Source organism: Paenibacillus wynnii (assembly GCF_030812855.1).
In the GTDB taxonomy this organism is placed as follows: Bacteria; Bacillota; Bacilli; order Paenibacillales; family Paenibacillaceae; genus Paenibacillus_AQ; species Paenibacillus_AQ wynnii_A.
Map to the genome: position 1 here is coordinate 42,306 of NZ_JAUSTK010000028.1, position 25,343 is coordinate 67,648.

Sequence of the window (25,343 nt, forward strand, 5' to 3'; positions counted from 1 at the left end):
CTGCTATGATTCCGTTCCGTTTTCTGCATGCTGCAGATTTACATTTAGACAGCCGGTTTACCGGGCTGACTCATATTCCGCCAGCTGTAAGATCGCTGCTGCGGGAGTCCACCTTTGCCGCCCTCGGGCGGCTTGTTGGCGTGGCTATTAAGGAACAGGTTGATTTTGTGGTGATCAGCGGAGATGTGTATGATGTCTCTGATTCTTCACTCCAGGGACAACTCAGATTCCAGGAGGCGCTTCAGGAGTTGGGAAGTGCGGGTATTGGAGTGTTCATGATTCATGGTAACCACGATCCGTTGGATGGGCCGCGGTTGGTCAGTAATCCACCGAAGCATGTTACGGTGTTTGGTAGTGATACACCTGAATATGTAACCGCTACACGACGTTCAGACGGGTGTGAAGTTGCTGTTATAAGCGGACTATCCTACCCCACCATGAAGGTAATTGAGAACACGGCACAAAGATTTAAACGCAAGCCAGGTTGTGAATTGTACCACATCGCTCTGCATCATTGTAATGTCGACGGGGATCTACAGCATGAAACTTACGCTCCATGCAGCCGAAAGGATCTCATTGAAAAAGGTTATGATTATTGGGCGCTGGGGCACATACATACGAGAAGTATTTTGCTTGAGCGCCCCTTCATTGTATATCCGGGGAATATCCAGGGGCGAAGCATCAAGGAAACCGGTGCAAAGGGCTGTTACGTTGTTGATGTGAATGAGGACGGTGCTACTTCCCTTAAGTTTCATGAACTGGATGTTGTACGATGGCAAGTCCGGGAAATATCCATTCAAGGGCTGAAGGATGAAACCCAATGGATTGAAGCGGTCGAACGGGCTTTAAAAGAAATTAGAGAAGAACATCCCCAGATGATGTCCGTTGTTCGGTTTCAGTTAACAGGGCGAGGTGCAGTTCACAGGCTGCTAACTGAAAAAGGGGCCGTGGCGGACCTGTTAAGTGAGCTGCAGCGCCGTGAAGGGATCAAAGCGGAACAAAAGGCATTTCAGGGATTAGTCTGGACAGAGGGCTTCGCCGTGGAAACCGGTGTGGAGATGGATCGAGAACGACTTTTGCAGGAGGACAGTTTTCTGGGTGAACTGCTCCGTTTCGCAAATTTCAGTAAAGAGTCTACAGAAGAGCTCGATGTTTTGTTTCGCAGTGCCCTTGCGCCTATGATGGAGAACCGTGAGCTGAGAAGGATTTTGTCTGAGACCGGAGTGGAAGAGAAGCGCAACTGGCTGGAGCGGGCTGCTGAGCTGGGAGCAACACTGCTGAGCGGGGTGGAAGAGTCCGGGAAGGATGAACAAAAAGCGGCTTTTCACGGTCAAGATGGAGGACTGGATACATGAGAATTCAGCGGCTGGAGATTAGCGGTTTTGGTCGTCTGCGTAATGTAGAGATAGAATTGGGAGATGGAGTCACGGTGCTTTATGGGCGTAATGAGGCGGGCAAAAGTACCTTGCTTCAATTCATGCGCTCTATGCTGTTTGGTATCCCTTCAAGGAGTAATCTGCTGGAGAGATATGAACCAGCTACAGGAGGCCTTCACGGAGGCGTCATGACGGCGGTTGACAGGGAGGGTGGAAGCTGGAGGATTCACCGTTATAACGCGGGCTCTACAGGACAGGGCAAGAATGAAAAGCTGACTGTAACCTTAAACCGCCAGGATGGGACGATAGAAGAGCTGGGCCAGAGCGAACTGGAACGAAAACTGCTCGGTGGCATCTCACGCAGCATGTTCCGTCAATTGTTCGCCGTCACCTTGGACGAGCTTCAGCAGTTGGCAGCACTCCAGTCGGAGGAAATGAGCAGCTACTTATTTCATGCGGGAATGGGGGGCGGCGGAGATATCATGCGCGCGGAGCGGCGACTTCTCGCGGAGGCCGATAGGCTGTATAAGCCGCGCGGCAAGCTGCAGGAAGCGGCCCAAATATTGCAGGCTATGGAGAAGCTCGAACTTCAAATTGCGGAGAGTCGTTCGTATTTACCGCGCTACAACGAGAACATTACTGCTCTTGCAACTACGGAAAATGAACTATCGGAGCTGGAAGCGAGCCGCATTCATACCAGCATTCGGCTTAACCGTCTGCGGAAGGCCTTGGAAGTACGTGAAGTTTGGCTGAAATGGAGCGAAGCTCGGCTTGAGCTAACTGAACTGCCGATTCTTGACTCCTTTCCGCAGGATGCAGTGGCCCGTTGGGAAGGTCTTGAGGGAGAAATCAGAAATGCGGAAGGGCTAGTTGCCCGATTAGAGCGAAGCCAAAAGGAGCTCTTTACGGAACTTGAGGAGAGTCAACCGGATGAGCTTCTTATCGCACAAGGGCCAGCAATCGAGAGCCTGGAACGCCGTCGTGGGGGATACGAGGATCGTAGACTGGAACGTCAGCGGCTGGCAGGTGAACTCCGGTCGGTACAGGATCATCTGGGGAGGCTCCTGCGAACTATCCATACCGACTGGAGCTCTGCCGAGCTGGCTTCGTTTCCAGGCGCAGCGGTAGACCGTGAAGCTGCGCGGCGTTATGCGGCGACATTTGCGGCTTATGACCGCCGCATGGAGGAACTTGGCGCCGAGCGCTATGCTCTGCGCTCGCGTCTTGCTGCGGCAGCCGCAGAGCTGCAGGCGGCGGATCGGGCACTGGCGCGGGAGCAAGCCGCCGGTGCCGAGCTGTTCGCCGCGCTGCGTCCCGTAAGCGCGCATGAAACAGCGCAGCTGTGGGATGAGCTGCAGCAGGCCGCCGAGCATTGGCGCGAAGGTCTGCTGCGCACGCCGCAGAGCAGCCGCGGCGGTGAGAGCGAGGCCATGCTGCGCCAGCGCATGGCCTCGCTCTATCGGCGCCTGCTGCTCGCCGGCGCAGCGCTGACGGTGCTGCTGCCGTCAGCGCTGTGGCTGACCGGGGCGCCGCCGGTCAGCGCCTGGATCGCGCTAGGCCTGCTGGCCGCCGCCGATCTGACCCTTTGGGCCGGCGTGCTTGCGCAGCGCCGGCCGAACCTGTCCCCGCCTGAGTCCGGCGGGGACGGCAGCGCAGCCGAGATGCTTCGGCTGCGGGGGCTGCTGCTCTCCGGCGCTGCGCCGGAGAGCGACACAAGCGGCCGACCGGCGCCGCGCCGGTCAACCGCCAACCCAACCGCCGCCAGCCCTGATGCAAGCGGGCTGGAGGCGGGGATGAAGGAGCTCCGCAAGCTGATGGACGCTTGGGGAGCCTGGCAGCAACGCTTGGTGAAACTGACGCAGGACCGCGATGCTGCGAGGACAGAATTGGAGTCCTTGACCGGGCAGGAAAAGGTGCTGGCGGACGAGCTGGACCAAGCGGAGAGATCCTTTCAAGACACAGTTGCGCGTTATGAACAATGGCTACTGGAGCATAACCTGCCTGACGGGTTATCACCTGAAGGGCTGCCTGATATATTCAGCATTGTAGAACAAGGTAATGAATTGCTGCGCCAGGAAAGCAAATTATCGCATCGATTGAAGGAGCTGGAGCAGGAGTGTACGGTCTTCGAAGAGGAGTGCCGGTCTCTGGCTAATCAATGTGGAACTGAAATAGATTCCATAACACGTCTTAGTTGGCTAGAGGCGCGTAAGAGCGATTTGGAACAGATGAAGGCTACAATGCTGCGCCGTGAAAGTCTAACCCTAAGCATGGTTAAAATAGAAGAGGAACTAGCTGAGAGCCGCCGGGAGCTTGATGAATTGAAGGTGCGACGCACGGATTTGCTGATCGAAGGGGAGGCTGCTAGCGGAGAAGACTTCCTGCGGAGTGCTGCTGCTATGATTCAACGGATAGAGTTGACCAAATCAATCAGGCAGTGGGAGCTTGTTATGTTCAGCGGTCTCAGTGCCGAGGGGACAGCAGAGGTCTTGAAGCTTCTGGATCATATGGATTTTTCAGTGCTGAATGAAGAATATTTACTTCTAGAGACCACTGTAGCGGAGGAAGAAGAAAGACGTAACCGTCTTCTGCAGCAGCGGGGTAAGCTCCTGCAGGAACAGGAGAACTTGAAGGAGCGCTGTCTCGAGGATTCCCCTCTTCAGCGCTTGGAGGAGCAGCGGGCTGCACTGCGGGACCTTGCGGAGCAATACGCGATTACAGTTCTAGCAGCCGAATTAATAGGGAGAACCCGCCGGATTTATGAGCAGGAGAAGCAACCGCAGGTATTGCTGCTCGCATCCACTTATTTCGAGCACTTGACTGAAGGGGAATATCGGCGAGTCGTGATGACACTAGGACATAAGGTACTCAAAGCAGAGCACAAGGATACTGGATTAATTGACAGCGGTCTGCTCAGTAGGGGGACCGCTGAGCAGTTGTATCTGGCTCTAAGACTGGCTCTAGCAGAGACAATGACTCGTCAGGCTCCTTTGCCGCTGCTGTTCGACGATTTATTCGTTAACTTTGATGAACAACGACTGCATGCAGCCCTTACATTACTCGGGAAAATGTCCGTTTCCAGGCAGGTTGTGATGATGACCTGTCATCGGCATGTTGCTGAAGCGACAATCGCGCTGATTCCGGCAGCAAAGATTATTTCCGTGTAATTCGTGTTACAGGTTGAGTATGTAGATAGACATCGCCATTATTTATAGAGGTATTGTTATTTCTGGGGGGAGGGTTCACTGGGCTGAGAATCAGCTTATATACCCATACTATTGATAACCCCCCAAAGATTGGATAGAACAGCGATAACAGTGAACTGAAGCCGAATTGGCTCAAGGCATAACAGATGACCATCACTCCTGGTGTAATGAGCTTCGGTGCAATGGGCAAATGCTGTTTCAACTGCGCAGTGACACCATATATGTCAGCAACAAAGGTACTGAAGATTTCAAGGAAAATAAGCAGTAAGTATACAAACTGTACAATGCTGCCCAATTGAAAAGCAATACTGCCCATTGGAATCTCAAATTGCAGGATTCCAGGCATTTGCGCACTCATCGCGAAATGAGCAGTCAACAGCATAAAGCCGATTCCTGCACCGCCAAGGATGCCTCCCCATTTCAAAGCTCTAACATCCTTGGTATGTCGTGCAAGGGGAACCAGCACAGCCTGAGCCATCCCCAGATTAAAGGCAGTGTACAATATAGGTGATAACCAGGCCCGTAACGGGCTGCGATCCGTATCAAGCCATAAGAAATGTCCTGCTTCAGGTATTGTAAGGGTATTAATCACGATGATGATTGATAGGGTAAGCATCAATGGTACAACGGTGCTGTTGATTTGCATAATTCCTGATATCCCTCGTCTTAGAAGAAAATAAGATCCTACGATAGTCAGCAGCAACCCGGTTTGATAATGGAGTCCCAGATGTTCTTCGAAAATAGCTCCCGCCCCGGCCAGCATGATACTGTTGACACCAATTAAAATGAGAAGTGTAAAAAGACTTATAAGGCTTCCGGCATATTCTCCGAATAGATGCCGATTGAAGTCTTCATAGGACTCGGCTTCGATCCGCTGTGCAATGATCATCATTTTGGTGCCAAGCCACATAAATAGCATAGTGGATAGCAGAATGGTCAGCATCGCCCAGCGGCCGTATTGAGTAAAAAACTGAAGAATTTCCTGTCCTGTAGCGAAACCGGCACCGACTATAGTGCCGATATAAGTGAAAGCAATCTGTAAAGTGCGGACCTTTGTTTTCATTTCATGGATCTCCCCCTATATGCCTTTAGCAGGATTGCCTTGTGCAGTCCATATAGTACAGGTTATGATGAGGAACAGAAGGACATGACTTCCGCCTGTCCCTGCCTATGGGTATTTATTACAGCGGAAGGTCTGCAATTATAAAGGTAATGGAGGTTCGAAATCATGGAAGTATTGAAGCAGCGGATTTTGGAAGAGGGTATTGTCGTTTCGGATCAGGTGCTGAAGCTGGATGCTCTGCTAAATCATCAGGTTGATCCCCAACTGACGATGGATATGGGACGGGAGTTTGCTGGGCGATTTGCGGATAGTGGGATTACCCGTATAGTAACCGTAGAGTCTTCGGGTATTGCCGTAGCATTTGCCACCGCTTTCGTAATGAATGTGCCGCTGGTATTTGCACGCCGCAAGAAGACATTGCTAGCTGATCCAGATGCACTGTGCGAAAGAGTGCCTTCCTTCACCAAAGGTATTGTTACCGACATTATGTTATCACGCCAGTTTATAGGGCCGGAGGATAAGATCTTATTTATTGATGATATTATAGCGAACGGTGATGCAGCACGGGGGTTGATTAAGATCATTCAGCGCTCCGGAGCTGAGCTTGTCGGGTTGGGCGTAGTTGTTGAAAAGAGCTTTCAGGCAGGTGCCCGTACGATTAGAGAGCAAGGCATCCGTTTGGAGTCTCTGGTTAGAATTAAGTCTCTAAGCGAAGGAAAGATTGTTTTTGAAGATTAATCGGGAATTGGCCCCATTTTTGAAACAACTGCTTTTCACCCTCTAAGTTTTCCTTTATAATAAAAATAGACATAGGAGAGGAGGCGTCACAATGGGGAAAGAACCGGTGACAGAGCAATTTTTTATAGATAAATTAACCGAGGCTAAGGATCACTTCGAGCGCGCTTTGGATTGCAAACATACGGAGTTTGATGATCTTTATCCCTATATGATTGAACATCCTCAGTTTTTTTGGTACAAACGCTATGTAGCCTGGTCAGAGTTACTGACCATCAAGGGGCTTTGTGAGGAGCTGTCCTACTCCTGGAGGGAGAAGTTTACAGCCAAGCAAGTGGAGTATCTTGAACAACGAGTGATGTCTGCTAAAGTTCTCGACTTTTGGTTTGAGAAGAATGAAGCGCTAATATAGGTGAATTGGATAAGAGAGGCATAATCTCTTAATTGCTTACATGAGACCCAATGATTTATCATTGTGGTCTTTTTTATACTCCGTGTGTTCGACTAGTATGAAGGAAGGGGGATAGAGAATGATTAGTGATGATCAACTGAATGAATACCGAATCTCAGGCGAGAAAATTCGTGTGGTACGTGACGGATTGGAAAGTAATGATGTTAAGGGGATTGTACTGGCCTGGGATGATACTCAAGTCATGGTCCGCCGCCCGAACCGTCGGGTGGTGAAGCTGGACCGGAATTATATCTTCCAGCCTTTTACTGAACCTAGGGCAGATATCTTGTCTTAAGATAGTCTTCAACTATATAATAATACATCTTTAAAAAGGCTCCCCTCTCATAGCAAAATGAGCTGGGAGCCTTATTTGTCTTACAGTGCTTTATAGCGTCAGTGCCAGCTGCTCCACATGTTCCTCACGGTTGAGAACGGAGAATTCAGTAGCGAGGCCGAGGTATGCACGCATTCGCAGCATCATTTCACGGCGAAAGCCCGGCCACAAAATATTAAGCTCACCAGGGCATTCTCTGCAAATATACCGGGCGACTACTCCTTGTACATCCTGAAGAATAGTAATGATTCTTAGATCATGAAGATCCAGCTCACGCTTGACCTCCTTTAGCATTAAAGATGTCTTCTTGGCTCCGGTGGATACCAGTTCCATATACAGCTGTGGTGTCTTGAACAGACCGCTCTTACCGATGACACGGCAATCACGCTCAAAGACTTTATGAATGAAGGTTAGCAGCAGGTAGCTTCTTACGAGTGACAGTTCTTCTTGAGTTATATCCCTTGCTGCGTCTTGAGTAGATATCTTAGTAGTCGCCATATAAATCACCTCATTTATAGGATGCGAACCTTTGTTCTCATTATAACCCAAACCGATCTATGAAAGCAATATTTATACAGAAAATAAAGTGAATTAATAAAATCTAAAAAAATGTTGACGATTATTTTTCAGCATGGTATGATCTATCTTGTGACCGCGAGAGCGGAATCATCATAATATGCGGTCGTGGCGGAATTGGCAGACGCGCACGGTTCAGGTCCGTGTGGTAGCAATACCGTGGAGGTTCGAGTCCTCTCGACCGCATTAATAAGTAGAAAGCACCTATCGATACTAATCGGTAGGTGCTTTTTTTTGCATGGTATATCAATTCCGCACATCACCCTCGCAGCGCTTTCACTTATAGATTAGCAGTAGTTTGGAGTAGGCATTTCTGAACTCGGTCGCTGTTAACCCCACAATTTTTTTGAAAGATTTCATGAAATTATGGCAATCCTTGTAGCCTAGCTGTGAGGCGATTTCATTGATGTTTTGATTGGTGTCGGTAAGTATGAATTTGGCCATCTCCATCTTTTGCTGCAGGATGTATTGCTTCAACGACACACCGGAGATGGTTGTGAACAGATGGGAGAGATACTTTTCGTTATAACCAAAATAATCGGCCAGTTCCGAAACTTTTACCTGCTCATGCTGATTCCATTTAATATGATCCACAATATCATTATAGAGCTGCTCCTGTTTGGATCGTTTGAGTGAACTGAGCCGGGAGGAAGTAAGCTGGTTGTGCAGCTCACATAGTATCACCGTTGACATGTAATCGTTGAGTGTTTTCTCATTATAGCAGCGAACCGAATCCTGATGCTGTTTCATCATAACGATGATCTTCTCAACATTGTTAAGCTTTCCGCGCTACGGAATAACAATTAGACCCGGCTTATTAACAGGAACTGTATTGGAGATTTCAACCACTTTGAGAGCATGTTTGGAATAAAAATCCAGCCAATAAAAGCTGCAATTAGAAGCTTTGTAGCCGTATTGGTACGTTAACGGTGGCAGAAGCAGGAGCTCGCCTTTATTCACCACAGTGGTTATTATCACCTGCAATATACAAGGTGCCCTCAGTAACGACGATTAGTTCATAGTCCTGCAAAGATCGGGAGAGATGAATCCATTCCGGAGAAGGGGCGTTGAACACTCCCGCCACCTGTAGAGGTGGAGGATTCTTGGGTAGTGCTTCCAATGAAGCAGAGTTATGATAATTCTATTTCCCAACATGGAAAATCGAATCCCAAGCGATCCCTGTGGTTCCCACAGTTGAATGTATCCTGCTATTTAGACATTTGTATGATGTTGTGTGCAGCATTCTCATCCCGATCATGAAGTGCATCACAACATGGACAGGTCCACTGCCGCACCGAAAGATTTTTCACTTCTTGGTTGATGAAGCCGCACACATGGCACGTTTGGCTGGTGGGGGCGAAGGTGTCAGCCATCTTAACCGTCCGTCCGTACCAACTCGCCACAATATTAGTGGATATCGACGTACAAGCTTTTCGCAAACATCAGCATTTAGAATGTGAGATTATACTCCTGGATCAAGCAGGTGTGCGTGTAGCAGTAGATAGAGTCGCAGTAGAAGGAACAGCGGCAAGTTCGGAACTATTGGTAGATTCTCCTCAGCTATGGTGGATACATGATTTAGGTAATCCTTACTTATATGAACTGCAGGTCAACCTTTTCGCAGATGGAGAGAAGATAGATAGCAGCACGCAGCCCCTTGGCATCCGGACTATTGAATTGGAACGGAAGGACGAGAGTGACAACGATAGCTTTGCGTTTCTGCTAAATGGTGTCAAGGTGTTCGTCAAGGGAGCCAATTGGATTCCTGTAGATCATTTTATAGGGTCAGCGCCTAATTCAAGGTATGTGGAGCTTATTGATCTAGCGGTTGAAGGTAACATGAACATGCTGCGGGTATGGGCGGGCGGAATCTATGAAAAGGATGTCTTTTATAACGAGTGTGATCGCCGGGGAGTATTGATCTGGCAGGATTTTGCGTTTGCTAACGCTCTGTTTCCTGATTTCAATCGTGACTTCATGGATAATGTGCGTAAAGAGGTTATTTATAATGTGAAAAGATTACGAAATCACGCCTCACTGGCCCTATGGTGTGGAAATAACGAAATTGATTGGTTATACGATATGAAATCATCAAGTGGTGATATTACAACTCCATTCTATGGAAGAAGTATCTATCATGAATTAATTCCTAATGTGCTCGAGGAACTGGACGACAGCCGCGCGTATTGGCCTTCTTCACCTTACGGCGGTAATGATGATAATGATCCAAATGTGGGGGATCGGCATAATTGGCAGGTATGGCATGGATCCGTGTATCCGAGACAATTTGGAGATCGACCTGTGCTGGACTATAGCGTTGAGGGCGTTTCCTTTAGAAATTTCAAAAAAGACTTTACGTTATTTAACAGTGAGTTTGGAATGCATGCTTCAGCCAACCGTTATACTTTGGAGAAAAACATACCGGCGGGTCAATTCTATTGGGGCAGTGTGGAAATGGCTTACCGGAATAAGGATACGAATCATCAGAAAGGGATTCTGTTGATGGAAGGCTTCACGGGCATTCCACAGAACCTTGATGAATATATGAATTTCTCCATGCTGACACAGGCAGAAGGTCTCAAGTACGGGGTTGAGCATTACCGCAGGAATAAAAAACGGACAAGCGGAACGTTAATTTGGCAGTTAAATGACAGTTGGCCCGGAACCAGCTGGTCGATGATAGATTATGAGCTGTTGCCAAAAGCTTCTTTCTATTATGCCCGTAAATTCTTTCATCCTTTATTGTTATCTGTTGACCATGAACCGGGTGAGCCGCTGAAGCTGTGGGTGGTTAACGACACTTTAGATTCTTATCTGGGAAAAGTGATCATGCAAGTGATTACTTTTGATGGCAACGAAATATACCGAAGGGATTGGGATGCAGAAATCACGGGCAATCAGGCTGTAATTCTGGGTCAGGTAGAGGAGTCAGAAATACTTAACGGAAACCTGCCCGAAGAGGTGATCGTAAGAGTGTCAGCAGAGGGAATTGCGGTGCCGGATAATTATTACTACCTGCGGGATCCGAAGGATTTGTTGTTCCAGAATTCGCAGCTTGAGGTTGTTGCAGATGAAGAACTGCAGACGGTAACGATAAAAGCGGGATCTACTTTAGCCCGTATGGTCAAAATTGATTTGCCTCAAGGCAGGGTCCGCTTGAGTGATAATTATTTTGATCTGCTTCCTAATGAGGAACGTACCGTGAAGGTCAGTCATCGAGACGGGACACAGGTGTCTTTTGCGGAATTGAGTGTTAGTGCATTCAATTAATAGCCTACACTTCCGTAAGGTATACTGCAATGCCGTTGGCAATGGCTTCTGCTATCTCCTTCTGTCCTTGTTTACTGTAAAGCTTGGACCGATCAATAGGACTGCTGATATATCCCGCCTCAACAATTACTGTTGTGGCGGTTATTTTATTTAGCAGGTAGAACGGCTTCCCATGCTCAGGTCTAACATTGACGTCATATAGCCGATTAAGCTGATTTTGAATCGCTTTTGCCAACATGAAGCTGCGCCCTTCTTTACGATACAAGACAAGCGGCCCACTCTTAGCTGAAGAAGGTGCCCAATTTACATGGATGCTGACAACCACAGAAGTAGGAATAGCGTCAGCCAGTCCTTTCCGCTGGGTTAAATCACGACGATGCCGAGATGAGCTTGGGAACCATCGGTTTTCATCGCTGAGCGCATAGTCATCGAAACGATTCAAAACAGCATCTAGACCATTACTTCGCAAAATTAAATACAGCTTGCGTGATATCGCAAGTGTAAGGTCTTTTTCCAGAGTTGTCCCGTAAGAGGTTCCTCCATCGACACCGCCATGTCCGGCGTCAATCAGAATCACACGCTGATCATTCCCAAGTATAAATGGTGAATGTTTCGTGTTTTGTTCAGGAGCAGCGTAAGTATAGTCAAAGCCCGTCGCCAAGAAGAGGGAACTCGTAATTAACGTAATAAGGATCCTTTTAACCTTTATCCCCAAAAGGAATCACCTCCGCTACAAGAGATACTTTGTTAGATTGTGCTTTTCAAGGGAAATCTATTCGAGCTTATACCCTCAGTTTAAAATGAATGATAACGGTGCAAACTAAGAATACTGAACTTTTTGTAGTCCTAATAGTATTCGGAAGGAGTGGGCTCAATGGCTTCAAAGGGTGGTGACGAGCTAGTGAAATATATAACCGAAAAGGTAGTCATATATATGGAAGACCCGCGCAGCCGTCGTTCAGAAGTACCGAAGCAGCCCTGGTCACAGAAATGGTTTGGCATGCTTCCGCTTGGCCTATCCATTTGGCGTAGTAAGTGGAACCGCAAAAACAAGGAATAAATACAAAACAACCTTCGAAGCATTGGGCTCGAAGGTTGTTTTGTTTCTATAATACTTAGGATATCATTTACTTGTTGTGGAAGCCTGATGTAATGTTCCGTATTGCTGAAGGAGAGATAGCGGAACGAATCGTCTGCCTTGTGGCCCGATAGCAGCATACAGTTTGTTCATACTAGCTGTTCCCGGTTCCGTAGTCTGAGCATCTACCGTCCAGATCTGGTAACCCGTAATCATCAAGGGAGCTCCCACACTTTCATTTTGACCTGCGGACTGAAATACGAGATTTCCCTTACGTTTCAGCACAGCAGAAAAGTCATTATCGCTAATCGTGGGTAGCTTGGGGTTCGTCAGCCAAAGCAAGTTGTCATAGGGATCAGACGACTGATTGGTTTGGTAAACCTCCCGGGGTGACAGGTTAGAACCAACAGTAAGGTCAAGATTCGCAGCAGATCCTGCCTTTTTAAGTAATGCTTCTGCTTTACTGGAATTCCACGGTAAAATTTCGGGCACAACAGCATTAATGTACAGTTTTTTCCCAGAGATCGAAACTTCCCATAACGGCAGAAGAGGGACATACAGTGGTGTCAATGTCAGATTTCCTGAAGAAGTGGATGTAATAAGTCCTTCCTGCACCAGTAACTGGCGCAGTTCTTTCAAGCTGTATGGCAGACCTTCGTATCCTGCCCCGTATTCGCTTAACATGTACCCGCCTTCATTCTTGGCGGTAATAATCAGATAGCCGATGCGTTGTTCAGCCTTCATCACATTAACAAGCCAGCTGTGAGTTCCCGGTCCTAAAGGATAGTACTCGCTTTGCGCACCCTTCCAACTCTTGAAGGTTGCCTCTTCAGCCAGCTTGTCTATATTAAGCTGGACGAAGTCCTTGAGCGTGCCCGGAGCGGGAGCTGTTGTCATGCTTAATTGAGGAGTGGTATTCTTGTACACCGTAACCGAATGTCCAGTAGCAGCGAGTGGTTCAGGGAAACTAAAGCTCGACGTCGCCAACCCTATGCTTAGTAGCAGAAGGAAGCAAGCCTTTTTCCCGGCAGAATTCCTCCACCGATTTTTTCTTTTCATGTGGATCGTTCACCTTTCTTATTCCGGATCACCTTAACTTTATTGTAGAGGACGAGCTCCGAAAAGAGTGTTACTTGCTGTCGGGCAGGACCTCAGGATTTCTCTTGTTATTTTGCCTGCTTTTAGCGAGAGGGGTCACATCCTACGTACTTCGCAGATGAAACATACCGTAGGTTATTGCGGAAACTGTAACTTTGGGTTCGTATTGCCAAACGGTTTCTTTATGCCGCCTTGAATACTGCTCTTCCACAGCTAGCCGCTTTTCTTCATCAGGCTCTTTCAACATCTCTTCGTAATACACATCTATTATGGCCAGTTCCAGCCGCAAACGTTCCCGAGCTTCCTCTGCCCAGCTGTAATCCAGTTCTGCAAGCTTAGAGGTGAGGTAGGCCTCCAGCCATTCTGTCCCTACAGTCGGAGACATACCGTAGGGTTGGATATGGACATTTTCCGGGAGGCGTGGAGTAAGCTGAAGAGATGCAGACGTTAGCTTTTTCTCGAAATGATCCACAATAACCCCGCTCGCAAGAGATATTCCGATAAAATTCAATTGTTCGCACTTTAAATCGCAGGTCATTTCAACCTTAAAACATACACCGAGCCAAGGTTCATAGGATGCCGAGAATAATGTGGTTCGTTGTCTGGCTCCGGGTTCTTCAAACAAATATAAGCATTTGCCTTCATCTTGGGCTGCCGTCCAAATCTGCCGCAAACGTTTGCTGCCATAGATAATGTCCTCTCTGCGGATCATACCTGGTCCTACCCACGGAGCAGTGGGGGCTACGCCAAAGTAGCGGGAAAGAATGCCGGCCTGTGGATCGGAAGCCGGGGCTATCCCCGGTGCAATGCTGCTTGGATTCGTCATTGCATCGTATTTCTCCGGATCGAACACGAAATTAAACGATAGAGTTTCCGGTACAACACCGGTTCGCTCTACGAACCCCCAGTAATAAGGACGGTCTGTCAACATCCGGTCAGCACGCGGTGACAGCTTCACCGTGACATGATGTGGAGACTTTTCAATAATGGAGCATTCTGTAGCTTCCAGATAATCCATGACTTGTGTGCGGATTTGCTGTGGGGTCAAGGTCATGTTGCATTCTCACTTCCTAAGTTTATACCTTCCTTCAACTCACTTAACGATTGACCGATTTGATCCACTTTGTTACGGAGTTCCTCGTCGCTACCGGCTTCGAGAATAATTTTATAGAGACTCTTCTCCAGTGATTCCTTCTTCTCGAAACGCTCCAGGATTACATCCAGCCCGCCTATGACCATCTCGAACATATTAATTTTTTCATGAAGTAAATGAAGAATATGCTCTTCAATAGTGCCCTCTGTGGACAAATTATAGATGACAACATCATGTTCTTGACCCAATCGATGAACACGTCCGATTCTCTGTTCAACCCGCATGGGGTTCCAGGGAAGATCGAAATTGATCATATGATGGCAAAATTGCAGGTTAATTCCTTCGCCTCCGGCTTCTGTTGCTATCATCACCTGAGCACGACCGCGGAATAAATCCATCATCCAGTCCTTTTTGCCACGGTTCATCCCGCCGGAATAAGGAACACATTGGATGCCGTGATCCCGAAAATACTGCATTAAATATTCTTGAGTGGCCCTGTATTCTGTGAACACAATGACCTTTTCATTCATTTCTTTGATAAGCGCGATGGTTGTTTCGGCTTTGGTATTGGTTTTGACGGTTCGGATCATCTGTAGTAAATCCATCATACGCTCGCGTTTTGGAGAGTCGGGAGGGAGCTTCTTCATCAAATTGACCAGAGTAAGGAATACAGCATCTCGGCTGCTGCAGACTTCCCGTTGAAGCGTAACCAAAGAAAGCATACTTGTAAGATTGCCACCGGACTCCTGATATTGGTCTTTGACAAAAGCGGTGACTCCGTCATATAATACTTTTTCCTCGGCTGACAGAGTGAGCGGAATATTACGGACCTTACGTTTTGTAAAGACTACCGGACCCTCTCCGCGTCGATTTCGAATCATGACTTTGGAAAGCGCACCTTTAAGTTGATCTTCATTTTTTGGCAGCCGTTTATCTACGACAAAATTGCTGGCGAAATCGCTCTGATTACCGAGCTGACCCGGCTTCAGCAGTGTAATTAAATTAAACAATTCGCCCAGATCGTTCTGGACAGGAGTTGCAGTAAGCAGTAAACAGTATTTTTTCCGCAGCTGCTGTACAAATAGATAGTTGGTCGTTTTTTTATTTTTCAGCTTATGCGCTTCATCGATAATCAACAAATCGTATTCATTATTGAGCAGAATATCTTTATGGGGATCCCGTTTGGCAGTGTCCATAGAAGCAACGACGATATTATTATCCCAAGAGTATAATTTTTTCTGGGCGATAGCCGATATCCCGAACTTGGAATTCAACTCGCGGACCCACTGTAGAACTAGTGAAGCAGGGACGAGGATAAGAACTTTGGAGACGAGTCCACGTACGATATATTCTTTTAAAATAAGCCCTGCTTCGATGGTCTTTCCAAGTCCCACTTCATCAGCAAGGATAGCCCGTCCAGACATTTGAAACAGCACCTTATGCGCAGTATCCATCTGATGGGGTAGAGGGGACAGTCCGGATAAATGCTTCATACATTGCAGCTCCGTGAAGCTTGTGACTAAGTCGGATTCCTCACCCTGAACAGCTAGCTGTGACAATTTCCAGTCCCCCCAAGGGCCGCCTTTGTCTAGTCTTGACTCCAAATCCATTAGCCAGCCGCGGTCAAAGGATAGAGGAATCGGCAATACGGGTGTAGACTCCAGCCCCCTGTCAGGCAAGGAACTGCGGAATAATTGCGTCATATATCATCCACCTCCGGTGCGAATTACATAGTGATCCGTAGAAGTAGTATGCTCGTAAAAGAGAGAATTCATAACCAAGAGTGAGATAATGCAGCATGTTTTGCTGAAATTTAGGCAGATGGACACTTTTTTCGGAAAAGACCTGTGATACAATATGTGGTATAGTTTAAGGACGCGAGAACACAATATATTGTGACAATTGTTTTAAATCTGGGTTTAAATGAGGTGAAGAACGGTTATTTGTTATTGACAAGAACAACTTCTTGTGGCGCTTCTAGTGAGATAGACACCTGCCATGGAGGTTATTGTTGTGGGTCACAAAACGTGTTAACCCACACCTGAAACGGAAGCACTATCACATTTGCGGGAGGTTTTTTTATTGAGTACAGTGAAACGTAATCAGCGTCTAGAGGGCCTGAGCGAAAAAATATTTCTGGACCGTTATGCTTGGAAGGATGCCGACAGTAACAATGCTAAGGTAGGCGATGTTGTACTGGTTCTTACAAAGGACGATCCGAAGTTTCCGACAAAGGAAGTCGGTGAAATTGTAGAGCGCAGCGGTCAAATCGTGACGGTAAAGACTCGCCGGGGCGAGCATGTACAAACCGACGTTGAGAAGCTGACTCTTAATATTGAAAAAACACCTGAGGAAATGTGGGATCGACTGGCAGGAGCTATGGCTTCTGTTGAGAAGACTCCTGAGCTTCAGCAGGAATGGACAGGCAAATTCCGCAGTATTCTGGATGACTGGAAGCTGGTTCCCGGCGGACGTATTGCTGCGGGTGCAGGAGCGAGCGAAGAGCTTACTCTTTTCAACTGCTATGTTGTCCCTTCTCCGAAGGACAGCCGTGGCGGTATCATGCAGACATTATCTGAAATGACTGAAATTATGGCTCGCGGCGGCGGAGTTGGAATCAATCTATCCTCCTTGCGTCCACGACGTGCAATTGTCCGCGGTGTGAACGGTTCTTCAAGCGGTTCTGTATCTTGGGGCGGTCTGTTCAGTTATACGACAGGACTTATTGAGCAGGGGGGCAGCCGTCGCGGTGCTCTGATGCTGATGATTAATGATTGGCATCCGGATGTAGTGGATTTCATAACCGTGAAGCAAACCATGGGGCAAGTTACCAATGCCAATCTGTCCGTATGTGTAAGCAACAGCTTCATGAAAGCTGTGAAGGAAGATTTGGATTGGGATTTGGTATTCCCGGATACGACCGACCCAGATTACAACGAGATTTGGGATGGAGACCTGGACAAATGGAAAGCCGAAGGTCGCAGCGTCATCCATTACCGTACCGTCAAAGCACGTGACGTATGGCATACCATTATTGAATCGGCATGGAAGTCGGCAGAGCCCGGCGTTGTCTTTATGGAATATTACAACCAGATGTCCAACAGCTGGTATTTCAATCCGATTATTTGTACAAACCCATGCGGTGAACAGGGTCTTCCAGGTTGGGGTGTCTGCAACTTGTCAGCTGTGAACCTCTCTAAGTTCTATGACGAAGAGAAACATGATGTAGATTGGGAAGATCTTGCGACTACAACACGTTATTCTGTACGATTCTTGGATAATGTTATTGATAAGACTCCTTACCATTTCCCGGAGAATGAAGCAAATCAGAAGCTCGAACGCCGTGTTGGTCTGGGTACCATGGGACTGGCTGAACTGATGATCAAGCTCAATATCCGTTACGGAAGTCCTGAATCACTTGAGTTTTTGGACAAGCTGTACGGCTTCATGGCACGCGAGGCTTACCTGGCTTCGGCTGAGATTGCCGGAGAGAAGGGTTCCTTCCAAGCTTTTGATACTGAAAAGTATCTGTTGAGCGGATTTATGAAGAACATTACCGAAACCTATCCGGAAGTAGGTGCAGCCATTCGTGAGAACGGAATGCGCAACGTTACCGTAATCACCCAAGCTCCTACCGGCAGTACGGGAACTATGGTGGGGACTTCGACAGGGATTGAGCCTTATTTTGCCTTCAAATACTACCGTCAAAGCCGCCTCGGCTTCGATGAGCAGTTCGTACCGATCGCGCAGGAGTGGCTGGAAGCCCATCCTGGTGAAGAGCTTCCTGAATATTTCGTAACTTCAATGGATTTGTCAGCTAAAGATCACATCCGTGCACAAGCCGCTATTCAACGTTGGGTGGACAGTTCGATTTCCAAGACAGCAAACTGCCCTGCCGATTTCACAGTAGAAGAGACAGCTGAACTGTACGAAATGGCCTTTGACTTAGGCTGTAAAGGTGTAACCATCTACCGTGATGGCAGCCGCGATGTACAAGTTCTGCAAACAGAGAACAAGGAAGAGAAGAAAGATGCTCCTATAAAAGAAGTTGTTGAACCAGCAGCTTCCGAAGCTGCTCCTGTTAATGCCGGTGAAGCAGTCAAAGCAAGCCCTGCACCGCAAGCTAACGCTAACGAGTTGGATAAACAATACAAGAAACGCCCGCAGATTCTCCGCGGTGCTACCTATAAGATCAACACGCCTTTTGGTATGGCTTATATTACAATCAACGATCTGGATGGAACTCCGGCTGAGATCTTCCTGAATGTAGGCAAGGCAGGTTCTGACGTATTTGCGATGGCAGAAGCTCTAGGCCGTGTCTGCTCCTTGTTCCTCCGTTATGGAGACCATGGTCAGAAGGTGGAACTGTTGATCAAACATTTGAAGGGGATCGGCGGTTCCGGCGCCATCGGATTTGGTGCAAATCGTGTGGAATCCATAGCCGACGCTGTTGCCAAGGCTTTGGAAACCCATGTGTTGAATAACACTCAAGATGATCACATCCCGGCCCCTATAGCTGCAACTTTGGAGCTTGAGGATTTCACGGACGCTTTAAATGCGGAACTGAAGTCAGTAACCTCCACGGATGATGGTCATGGCGGCCACGGCTCGCACAACCATGCGACAGCTTCACGCGATCTCTGCCCATCCTGCGGCAGCGCCTCGCTGGTGAATATCGAAGGCTGCAAGACTTGCAGCAATTGTGGATACAGCCGGTGTGGATAGAAAATATATAACATTCAACTTTTGAATAATATATGATAAACTACTAGTTTTATATAACACAACACAAACAGTCCTGATGGTGAGCTTTTCATCAGGACTATTTGTATTTACAGATATAAATTGAGAAAACAAAAAAAGATACTTCTGTATAAGGTTTCTGTATATATATTTTTGTAGGAAAATTATAAATAGTATTTTATGGTATTATATTGGTAATGGTTGGTGACGTGGAAGAACATAAGTATATTAATTCGTATTCTAGATTTAAGGGAAAGGAAAATGATTATGTCTAATGGAGAAACTTATAAACTATCAGAATAATTCGGACTATGAAAGAATCAAAGAATTTAGCATAGTTGGCATTGTAGCTTCACCCGAAAAGTTGGATGGACTGAAACGATTTCTAGATCATCTAGATACCCTCCATGGACTGACATTTATCATTGCTCAACACGAGTCTGCGCAATCGGAGTTATTTCCACTAGAACAGCTCTCTGCGCATACCAATATGAAGATTTTTCATGCAGCAGATCAAATGGAGATCCATGAGGATTGTATTTATTTGTTACCTCCCCATCATGATGTTAGCTTTCAATCGAGAATAATAAGTCTAACGGACTTTACTGCAAATAAAGGCAATGATTTATCGGCTGATCGATTTTTGAGAACACTTACTGGAATTCTTGGAAGCAATACGATAGCTATCCTTTTTTCAAATGAGGGTAGAGACGGTATGCTTGGTATTGATCGTGTTTCAAAAGCAAATGGGCTAATCATAGTTGAGGAAACAGATATGACAAATCCTGTTCGCTTGACCGGAAGTGATATTGAAATTGATCAGACCGATTATTTTCTTACTCCGGAAGAAATGCCAGAACATATAGTTGAATACATTGAATTTTATATGAATCAGACTAAACAATCGATTGCTGAAGAATTAAGTACATTATTTTCAATCCTGAAGCAGTCTATGGGTGTAGATTTCTCTGTTTATAAACAGGCAAGTATTATGCGTCGTATTCAAAGACGGATGGGGATTCAACAATTTCAATACCTCAAGGAATACAATCAATATTTATTTAATCATTCCAATGAGGTCATTGCCTTGCAAAAAGATTTATTAATTGGAGTGACGCAATTTTTTCGCGATCCGGCTGCATTTGCTATTCTTGCAGATAAAGTATTGCCTACCATCTTTGAGCAATGTGGCGTAGACAAGCAAATAAGGGTCTGGGTTGCTGGTTGTTCTACCGGAGAAGAAGTGTACTCCATAGCCATTTTGATTAGAAAATATATGGAGGAAATTGAAGATACTTTTGACGTGACCATTTTTGCCACCGATTTGGACAAGGATTCTATTCATTTCGCTAGCAAAGGGGTATATTCAGAAATCATTTCTAAGAACGTACCAGAGGAGTACTTGAATGCTTACTTCACACGACAAGGTAATGACTACAAAGTAAATAAGGAAATTAGGCAAATGGTCATTTTTGCTCAGCACAATTTGGTTAGTGATCCGCCTTTTACCCAATTAGATCTAATTTTATGTCGCAATCTGTTGATTTATTTACAACAAACTATTCAAAAGAAAGTAATTTCCTTGTTTCATTTTTCATTAAAATCAGATGGGTATCTCTTTTTGGGTCCAAGTGAGACCTTGGGGAAACTAACCAATCTATTTATACCTCTGGATAATAGGTGGAATATATACCATCATAAGGTAAGTGATTCGTTATCAGTAGGGGGGTTCTCTGGTATTAGAGAACGTGTGAATGATAAAAAAATGAGTCATAAAAATAATGTGATTGTAAGATTAAAAGAAGCAGAACGAGTTCTTAAATTGGAAACGGTGTATACAAAGCTGATCGAAGAATACGTGACTGCTTGCATTATCCTTGATAGTAGCAACGATATCGTTCATATCAATGGAAATGCTAATCAATATTTAGTTTTCCCTAAGGGTAAACCAACACTAAATGTGTTTAAGCTGGTTCCTGAATATTTGGGGGTTGTTATTGGGAGTTTGCTTCAAAAAGCGAGAAAAGAACTTAAAGAAATTATCTATAGAGATGTAGCCATTAAGAATAGTTATAAAGGACACTACATTCATTTGAGAGCAAAGTCTTTTTCAATCGATTCGATAGATGACAAATTGATGATTTTGTTTTTTGAAGATGTTGCTGAACAGAAAGAAGTCCCTACCGAGGGTGGAATAGATGTAGACTTGATACAGAATCATCAATTTCCAGAGTTACATGTCAAGGAGAACATGCAGGATCTGGATCAAGAATTGGTTCATGCGAGAGAATTATTGCTGACTGCTAATGCTAAATTAGAGGTGTTTAACGAAGAACTAGAAACCTCTAACGAAGAGTTAGGATTGGTTAACGAAGCATTGATTGTTTCCAATGAGGAACTGCAAAGCACGAATGAAGAGTTACAGTCGGGTAACGAAGAATTGATGGTTGTAAATCAAGAATATCAGTCTAAAATCCAAGAATTAACCGATTCTAATAATGATATGTCAAACTTTTTTAACAACACCAATATCGCTACTATTTTTCTAGATGCAAAGATGAATGTACGTAAATTCACACCTGCAGTCAGCAAAGAAATTAATTTGGCAGACATGGACATAGGTCGTTCAATCGGCGATATCAAACATAATTTACAATATGACCAACTGATGGTAGACGCAATGAAAGTCCTCCTTTCAGGTGAAAGTGTCAAAAAAGAAATCCGGAATTCAAGTGGTAAATGGTTCAGTATTATACTATTACCTTATTCAGCATATGATTCTCTCTACCAAGGAATCGTAGTTACGTTAATTGATATTACTGAGTTTAAGAATGCAAGAATGTCTGAAGATTTCATGGAGCAAAAAAACAAGCTGGAATTACTACATTCCTCGGAGATGCTCTCGGTTATAGGGCTTTTGGCAGCAGGCATCGAACAGGAGATTCATGATATGGATACCGCGACTTCGAAGTTGGGGAAAATCGAAGCCATAACGGATGAATTACTAGTCCTGGCTAGTCCGCAAAAGCAGAATTTCGAACAATACGATGTAGTCCAAATATTGAAGGAAGTCATCTCCATGTATGAACCACAAGCAACAATCTTCAATGTAGAGATGATAACGAAATTTGCTGATCCGGTACTCTTCGTCAAATGTGTTCCTAATCAACTCCAAATTGTATTTAGCAACATTATCAGGAATGGTATTGAGGCAATGCCTACTGGCGGGGATTTGTTGATTAAGGTAAAGATCGACGGCGATGAATCAGTAAACATTATTTTTAGTGATAATGGGTCCGGTATACCTGAGGATAAACTAGTCAACCTAGGAGCTACCATATATTCAACGAAACAAAATAGTATGGGATTAGGGTTAATGGTCAGCTACAAAATTATTGAGAGTCACCAGGGTGTGATTTCCATTACAAGTGTGTGGGGTAAAGGAACAGTTGTTAAGATTATCTTGAATCAAGAAAAATAATGAAAAATCACAAAAACCTAACTTTTTAGCCTACAGAAACTAATGTTCTATAGGCTTTTTGTTTAATTCATTTTACAGCGCAAGTACTAGTCATAGTACAGTTATCCACTTAGTATCATTAAGTCGTAAAGGGAGGTGAGTGTGGCATGCAAGAGCCGATTAAGGTTTACAATACTGCTGTAGAGGCAACGTTGGATGTAATTGGAGGAAAGTGGAAACCTGTGATTCTCTTTCATTTAACATTCGGGAAGAAACGTAATAATGAATTAAAAAGCTTGATACCAACGATGAGTCAAAAAATGTTAACGCAGCAACTTAGGGAACTTGAAGAGGAAGGTATCATCTTACGTGTTTCTTATAATCAAGTCCCGCCTAAAGTAGAGTATGAGTTGACAGATTACGGCTGGAGTCTTAAAGAGATCCTTCATATGATGTGTAGTTGGGGTGACTCACATATAATGAGAAAGTACGGGGCGAATGCCACTATTCTCGAAAATCGACAGCTTTAATCCGTAAAATAACATATAAGAAGCCAACCTTACATATTGAGGTTGGCTTTTCTTAAGGAAGGTCATGGGATGAGTTTGCGCCGACGAAAGTCGTCGAATATGTTCATAAACATAGCTTCGGTATCCATAAACTCGTGAAAGCCGAAACGGCGGGCCTTCGATCCGTCAGCGAAGAAGTCGTAATTCCATCCAAAGACAAAGTCACCGAATGTCCAAGAGGAAACCTCACTGTAAGAATGTTTTGCAAGCTTATGCTTATCGACCATTTCGTTCCATAGTAACTCTTTGTCGGCCATGACTATATCCAGTTGCATGGGGAGCGGGGGGGCTGTTTCCAATCCAAAGTATGAAGCGATCTTGGGCCACAACTCGTTCCAACGAAAGAGATCGCCGTTCGTGATGTTAAATGCCTGGTTAGCACACTTCTCGTCAGTCGCAGCCCATACTGTTGCCTTCGCAAGGAGTCCAGCATCGGTCATCTCTAAGAGGTTGTCATAAGCACCTGGTTTCCCCGGAAAACGTAATGGCAATCCAAGTTCCTTTGAGATGGACGCATAAATCGCAATGACCATTGCAAGGTTCATTGGATTACCAAGAGAGAAGCCGCATACGACAGAGGGCCTGAGAGCAGACCACGTCCAGTTTTTTCCCTTTTGACGGTTTTCTAGATAATTTTGCTGATCTACATTAAATTCGGGTGGCATGTGGTGAGCGTCTGTCTCACGGGCCGGTGTTTTGAAGGGACCTAGATGTGCGCCGTATACCTTGTATCCTTGCATCAGACTGATATGATTGAGATTGGTAGAGATGGGTTCGAGCGCTTCAACTACGTTCACTAGCATATTAAGGTTAGGTGGGACAAGCTCAGCCCAAGTGGAGCGGTCTTGATAAGCAGCATAGAAAATATGGGTAACCTCAGTTAAATCACTTAACATCTTAATGCAAGAGTCCCTTTCCAGAAGATCGACCTCTACATAGCGGACCCGGTCTCGTGGTTCACCGCCACGGCGCGATACACCGATCACTTCCCAATCGCTAAGAGTTGTTAGATAATCGATGAGGTTACGACCTATAACACCATTCGCACCAGCGACCAAAGCCACTTTCCGTTTGTTTAGAGGTTTATTTCTCAAAATGTTCATCTCCTTTTGTACTCTGCATTTATTCCCTGTTATTATGCATCTAGGAAGTGCAAAGTAGAAGAACGCACTTTGAGGTGCTTTAAGCACTTTTTTGTAATCTAGCAGTGAACAGTTTTCAATCTTATTGAAGAAATCTAAGATTGGGATTCGTAATTTAATCTCGGAGGGAACAGGATGATAGTAGCTGAGGGAGTAACATTGATTCCATTACATATTGGAGGAATAACTCTAAACCCTACTTTGTTGTGGGATGAAAGTATGGCTGTACTAATAGACACTGGAATGCCTGGTCAGGATAAACAGATTATCGAGGGAATGAAAAGGGTAGGGATACCTTTTGAAAATCTGAAATCAGTAATTCTTACTCATCAGGATATTGATCATATTGGAAGTTTGCCCGCCAAGCCCTATATTGAAGGGGGGAGACCGTTATTAAAAATGGAACTGCCTGAACAACTGCAACATTTACTTGATAATCCTCCTAAAGTAAGGGTAGACCATACGCTAAATTACGGAGATGAACTTCCTTTTTTTGCCGGTGTCCGTGTTATATTTACACCGGGGCATACTCCGGGTCATATCAGTTTATATTTAAAGCGAGATAAGATTCTTATTGCAGGAGACGCATTTTACTGCGTGGATGGTGAGTTAAGAGCTCCTACAAAGAAGACAACGCTAGATCTATCTGCCGCTCAAAAGTCTATAACAAAGTTTCTGGATTTTGATATACATAAGGTTATCTGTTTTCACGGAGGTCTGTGTACAGACGGTGTAAACGAACAACTGCGAAGACTAGTCAGACATAATCAAGTAATATAAGAAGAGATAGAATAAAGTTTGGTAGATCTAATCCTAGAATATTCCTATATACGAAATTGGACGCTATTATGTTGGCGGGACGCCGCTGTGCTTATAGTACTGGAATATTTTAAGTGTTGTTATTGTTATTAATAGAGTGTAGTATTACAGATCCAGTCATTACTATTGAGTGGTGAGCACACTGGAATATTTTACAACTTGTTTGATAGTGATAGACGTGATATATTATTTATCCGGCCAAGAAATGTTGATGCCGAGCTCGAAAAAGAAGTTGAAAAAAGAGCTTGCATTACACGGTTGGATATGATATATTATAAGAGTTGCTGGTGAGACATTAACCGCCGACAACGAGAACTTGATCTTTGAAAA

At 45.4% G+C, this 25,343-nt stretch carries 20 protein-coding genes, 1 tRNA gene and 1 pseudogene; 12 read left to right on the forward strand and 10 right to left on the reverse strand.

Going from position 1 to position 25,343, the window contains the following annotated elements:
* Positions 1-5 precede the first annotated feature (5 nt).
* Both J2T20_RS20830 and J2T20_RS20835 read left to right on the forward strand, forming a co-directional pair.
* Positions 6-1,355 carry a metallophosphoesterase family protein gene (locus J2T20_RS20830; protein ID WP_307591242.1) on the forward strand — a complete coding sequence of 450 codons (1,350 nt, stop codon included), beginning with the start codon at positions 6-8 and terminating at the stop codon, positions 1,353-1,355.
* Positions 1,352-4,543 (forward strand): AAA family ATPase, encoded by a 3,192-nt coding sequence (locus J2T20_RS20835; protein ID WP_307591243.1) that lies wholly within the window; start codon positions 1,352-1,354, stop codon positions 4,541-4,543. The genes J2T20_RS20830 and J2T20_RS20835 overlap by 4 nt, the downstream gene beginning before the upstream one ends.
* Here J2T20_RS20835 and J2T20_RS20840 read toward each other — a convergent pair.
* A complete protein-coding gene (locus J2T20_RS20840) occupies positions 4,530-5,645 on the reverse strand; it encodes a YkvI family membrane protein (protein ID WP_307591244.1) in 1,116 nt (371 codons plus the stop codon). The two genes, J2T20_RS20835 and J2T20_RS20840, sit on opposite strands and share 14 nt — an antisense overlap.
* A gap of 165 nt (positions 5,646-5,810) precedes the next feature.
* Between J2T20_RS20840 and J2T20_RS20845 the strand changes: the two genes are divergently transcribed.
* The 3 genes from J2T20_RS20845 to J2T20_RS20855 all read left to right on the forward strand — a co-directional run bounded on the left by J2T20_RS20845 (position 5,811) and on the right by J2T20_RS20855 (position 7,126).
* Positions 5,811-6,383, forward strand: a complete 573-nt coding sequence (locus J2T20_RS20845) for a xanthine phosphoribosyltransferase (RefSeq protein ID WP_307591245.1) — start codon at positions 5,811-5,813, stop codon at positions 6,381-6,383.
* A 91-nt stretch (positions 6,384-6,474) separates the two neighbouring features.
* A complete protein-coding gene (locus J2T20_RS20850; protein ID WP_307591246.1) occupies positions 6,475-6,792 on the forward strand; it encodes a hypothetical protein in 318 nt (105 codons plus the stop codon).
* A gap of 118 nt (positions 6,793-6,910) precedes the next feature.
* Positions 6,911-7,126: a hypothetical protein gene (locus J2T20_RS20855; protein WP_307591247.1), complete on the forward strand. Its 216-nt coding sequence runs from the start codon at positions 6,911-6,913 to the stop codon at positions 7,124-7,126.
* Positions 7,127-7,216: 90 nt separating this feature from the next.
* On the opposite strand, the gene J2T20_RS20860 is transcribed toward J2T20_RS20855, so the two are convergent.
* Positions 7,217-7,663 (reverse strand): hypothetical protein, encoded by a 447-nt coding sequence (locus J2T20_RS20860; RefSeq protein ID WP_307591248.1) that lies wholly within the window; start codon positions 7,661-7,663, stop codon positions 7,217-7,219.
* A 180-nt stretch (positions 7,664-7,843) separates the two neighbouring features.
* Between J2T20_RS20860 and J2T20_RS20865 the strand changes: the two genes are divergently transcribed.
* Positions 7,844-7,927: transfer RNA gene (locus J2T20_RS20865), tRNA-Leu, on the forward strand.
* A 90-nt stretch (positions 7,928-8,017) separates the two neighbouring features.
* Here J2T20_RS20865 and J2T20_RS20870 read toward each other — a convergent pair.
* The 3 genes from J2T20_RS20870 to J2T20_RS20880 all read right to left on the reverse strand — a co-directional run bounded on the left by J2T20_RS20870 (position 8,018) and on the right by J2T20_RS20880 (position 9,114).
* Positions 8,018-8,494, reverse strand: a complete 477-nt coding sequence (locus J2T20_RS20870; RefSeq protein ID WP_307591249.1) for a helix-turn-helix domain-containing protein — start codon at positions 8,492-8,494, stop codon at positions 8,018-8,020.
* Between the two features lie 36 nt (positions 8,495-8,530).
* On the reverse strand, positions 8,531-8,704 hold the full coding sequence (locus J2T20_RS20875) for a hypothetical protein (protein ID WP_307591250.1): 174 nt from the start codon (positions 8,702-8,704) through the stop codon (positions 8,531-8,533).
* Between the two features lie 245 nt (positions 8,705-8,949).
* Entirely contained in the window at positions 8,950-9,114 is a 165-nt protein-coding gene (locus tag J2T20_RS20880; RefSeq protein ID WP_307591251.1) for a zinc ribbon domain-containing protein, read from the reverse strand.
* Between the two features lie 25 nt (positions 9,115-9,139).
* Here J2T20_RS20880 and J2T20_RS20885 point away from each other — a divergent pair.
* Positions 9,140-11,011, forward strand: a pseudogene (locus tag J2T20_RS20885) (beta-mannosidase); the annotation flags it as partial.
* 4 nt (positions 11,012-11,015) lie between these two features.
* On the opposite strand, the gene J2T20_RS20890 reads toward J2T20_RS20885, so the two are convergent.
* Positions 11,016-11,726, reverse strand: a complete 711-nt coding sequence (locus J2T20_RS20890; protein WP_307591252.1) for an N-acetylmuramoyl-L-alanine amidase — start codon at positions 11,724-11,726, stop codon at positions 11,016-11,018.
* Between the two features lie 159 nt (positions 11,727-11,885).
* On the opposite strand from J2T20_RS20890, the gene J2T20_RS20895 reads away from it, so the two are divergent.
* Complete coding sequence (locus J2T20_RS20895; RefSeq protein ID WP_036654483.1) at positions 11,886-12,071, forward strand: YqzE family protein; 186 nt, start codon at positions 11,886-11,888, stop codon at positions 12,069-12,071.
* A gap of 63 nt (positions 12,072-12,134) precedes the next feature.
* On the opposite strand, the gene J2T20_RS20900 is transcribed toward J2T20_RS20895, so the two are convergent.
* From J2T20_RS20900 to J2T20_RS20910, 3 genes are all read right to left on the reverse strand, one after another.
* Positions 12,135-13,148, reverse strand: a complete 1,014-nt coding sequence (locus J2T20_RS20900) for a hypothetical protein (RefSeq protein ID WP_307591253.1) — start codon at positions 13,146-13,148, stop codon at positions 12,135-12,137.
* 142 nt (positions 13,149-13,290) lie between these two features.
* Positions 13,291-14,241, reverse strand: a complete 951-nt coding sequence (locus J2T20_RS20905; protein ID WP_307591254.1) for a YqhG family protein — start codon at positions 14,239-14,241, stop codon at positions 13,291-13,293.
* The gene (locus J2T20_RS20910) at positions 14,238-15,983 is read right to left on the reverse strand and encodes a DEAD/DEAH box helicase (protein WP_307591255.1); all 1,746 of its coding nucleotides are present in this window, start codon (positions 15,981-15,983) and stop codon (positions 14,238-14,240) included. The genes J2T20_RS20905 and J2T20_RS20910 overlap by 4 nt, the downstream gene beginning before the upstream one ends.
* 379 nt (positions 15,984-16,362) lie before the next feature.
* Here J2T20_RS20910 and J2T20_RS20915 point away from each other — a divergent pair, with 379 nt between their 5' ends.
* The 3 genes from J2T20_RS20915 to J2T20_RS20925 all read left to right on the forward strand — a co-directional run bounded on the left by J2T20_RS20915 (position 16,363) and on the right by J2T20_RS20925 (position 23,013).
* A complete protein-coding gene (locus J2T20_RS20915; RefSeq protein ID WP_307591256.1) occupies positions 16,363-19,005 on the forward strand; it encodes an adenosylcobalamin-dependent ribonucleoside-diphosphate reductase in 2,643 nt (880 codons plus the stop codon).
* Between the two features lie 292 nt (positions 19,006-19,297).
* Complete coding sequence (locus J2T20_RS20920; RefSeq protein ID WP_307591257.1) at positions 19,298-22,504, forward strand: CheR family methyltransferase; 3,207 nt, start codon at positions 19,298-19,300, stop codon at positions 22,502-22,504.
* Between the two features lie 146 nt (positions 22,505-22,650).
* The gene (locus J2T20_RS20925; protein ID WP_307591258.1) at positions 22,651-23,013 is read left to right on the forward strand and encodes a winged helix-turn-helix transcriptional regulator; all 363 of its coding nucleotides are present in this window, start codon (positions 22,651-22,653) and stop codon (positions 23,011-23,013) included.
* 62 nt (positions 23,014-23,075) lie between these two features.
* Here the strand turns inward: J2T20_RS20925 and J2T20_RS20930 are convergent, their stop codons facing one another.
* Positions 23,076-24,155, reverse strand: coding sequence for an SDR family oxidoreductase (locus J2T20_RS20930; RefSeq protein ID WP_307591262.1), 1,080 nt, complete (start codon positions 24,153-24,155; stop codon positions 23,076-23,078).
* 174 nt (positions 24,156-24,329) lie between these two features.
* On the opposite strand from J2T20_RS20930, the gene J2T20_RS20935 reads away from it, so the two are divergent.
* Positions 24,330-24,974 (forward strand): MBL fold metallo-hydrolase, encoded by a 645-nt coding sequence (locus J2T20_RS20935; RefSeq protein WP_307591259.1) that lies wholly within the window; start codon positions 24,330-24,332, stop codon positions 24,972-24,974.
* Positions 24,975-25,343 lie beyond the last annotated feature (369 nt).

Coding starts and splice junctions, on each gene's coding strand:
- J2T20_RS20830 (WP_307591242.1), top strand. CDS start 6: ATGATTCCGTTCCGTTTTCTGCATGCTGCAGATTTACATTTAGACAGC.
- J2T20_RS20835 (WP_307591243.1), top strand. CDS start 1,352: ATGAGAATTCAGCGGCTGGAGATTAGCGGTTTTGGTCGTCTGCGTAAT.
- J2T20_RS20840 (WP_307591244.1), bottom strand. CDS start 5,645: ATGAAAACAAAGGTCCGCACTTTACAGATTGCTTTCACTTATATCGGC.
- J2T20_RS20845 (WP_307591245.1), top strand. CDS start 5,811: ATGGAAGTATTGAAGCAGCGGATTTTGGAAGAGGGTATTGTCGTTTCG.
- J2T20_RS20850 (WP_307591246.1), top strand. CDS start 6,475: ATGGGGAAAGAACCGGTGACAGAGCAATTTTTTATAGATAAATTAACC.
- J2T20_RS20855 (WP_307591247.1), top strand. CDS start 6,911: ATGATTAGTGATGATCAACTGAATGAATACCGAATCTCAGGCGAGAAA.
- J2T20_RS20860 (WP_307591248.1), bottom strand. CDS start 7,663: ATGGCGACTACTAAGATATCTACTCAAGACGCAGCAAGGGATATAACT.
- J2T20_RS20870 (WP_307591249.1), bottom strand. CDS start 8,494: ATGATGAAACAGCATCAGGATTCGGTTCGCTGCTATAATGAGAAAACA.
- J2T20_RS20880 (WP_307591251.1), bottom strand. CDS start 9,114: ATGGCTGACACCTTCGCCCCCACCAGCCAAACGTGCCATGTGTGCGGC.
- J2T20_RS20895 (WP_036654483.1), top strand. CDS start 11,886: ATGGCTTCAAAGGGTGGTGACGAGCTAGTGAAATATATAACCGAAAAG.
- J2T20_RS20900 (WP_307591253.1), bottom strand. CDS start 13,148: ATGAAAAGAAAAAATCGGTGGAGGAATTCTGCCGGGAAAAAGGCTTGC.
- J2T20_RS20905 (WP_307591254.1), bottom strand. CDS start 14,241: ATGACCTTGACCCCACAGCAAATCCGCACACAAGTCATGGATTATCTG.
- J2T20_RS20910 (WP_307591255.1), bottom strand. CDS start 15,983: ATGACGCAATTATTCCGCAGTTCCTTGCCTGACAGGGGGCTGGAGTCT.
- J2T20_RS20920 (WP_307591257.1), top strand. CDS start 19,298: ATGGAGAAACTTATAAACTATCAGAATAATTCGGACTATGAAAGAATC.
- J2T20_RS20925 (WP_307591258.1), top strand. CDS start 22,651: ATGCAAGAGCCGATTAAGGTTTACAATACTGCTGTAGAGGCAACGTTG.
- J2T20_RS20930 (WP_307591262.1), bottom strand. CDS start 24,155: ATGAACATTTTGAGAAATAAACCTCTAAACAAACGGAAAGTGGCTTTG.
- J2T20_RS20935 (WP_307591259.1), top strand. CDS start 24,330: ATGATAGTAGCTGAGGGAGTAACATTGATTCCATTACATATTGGAGGA.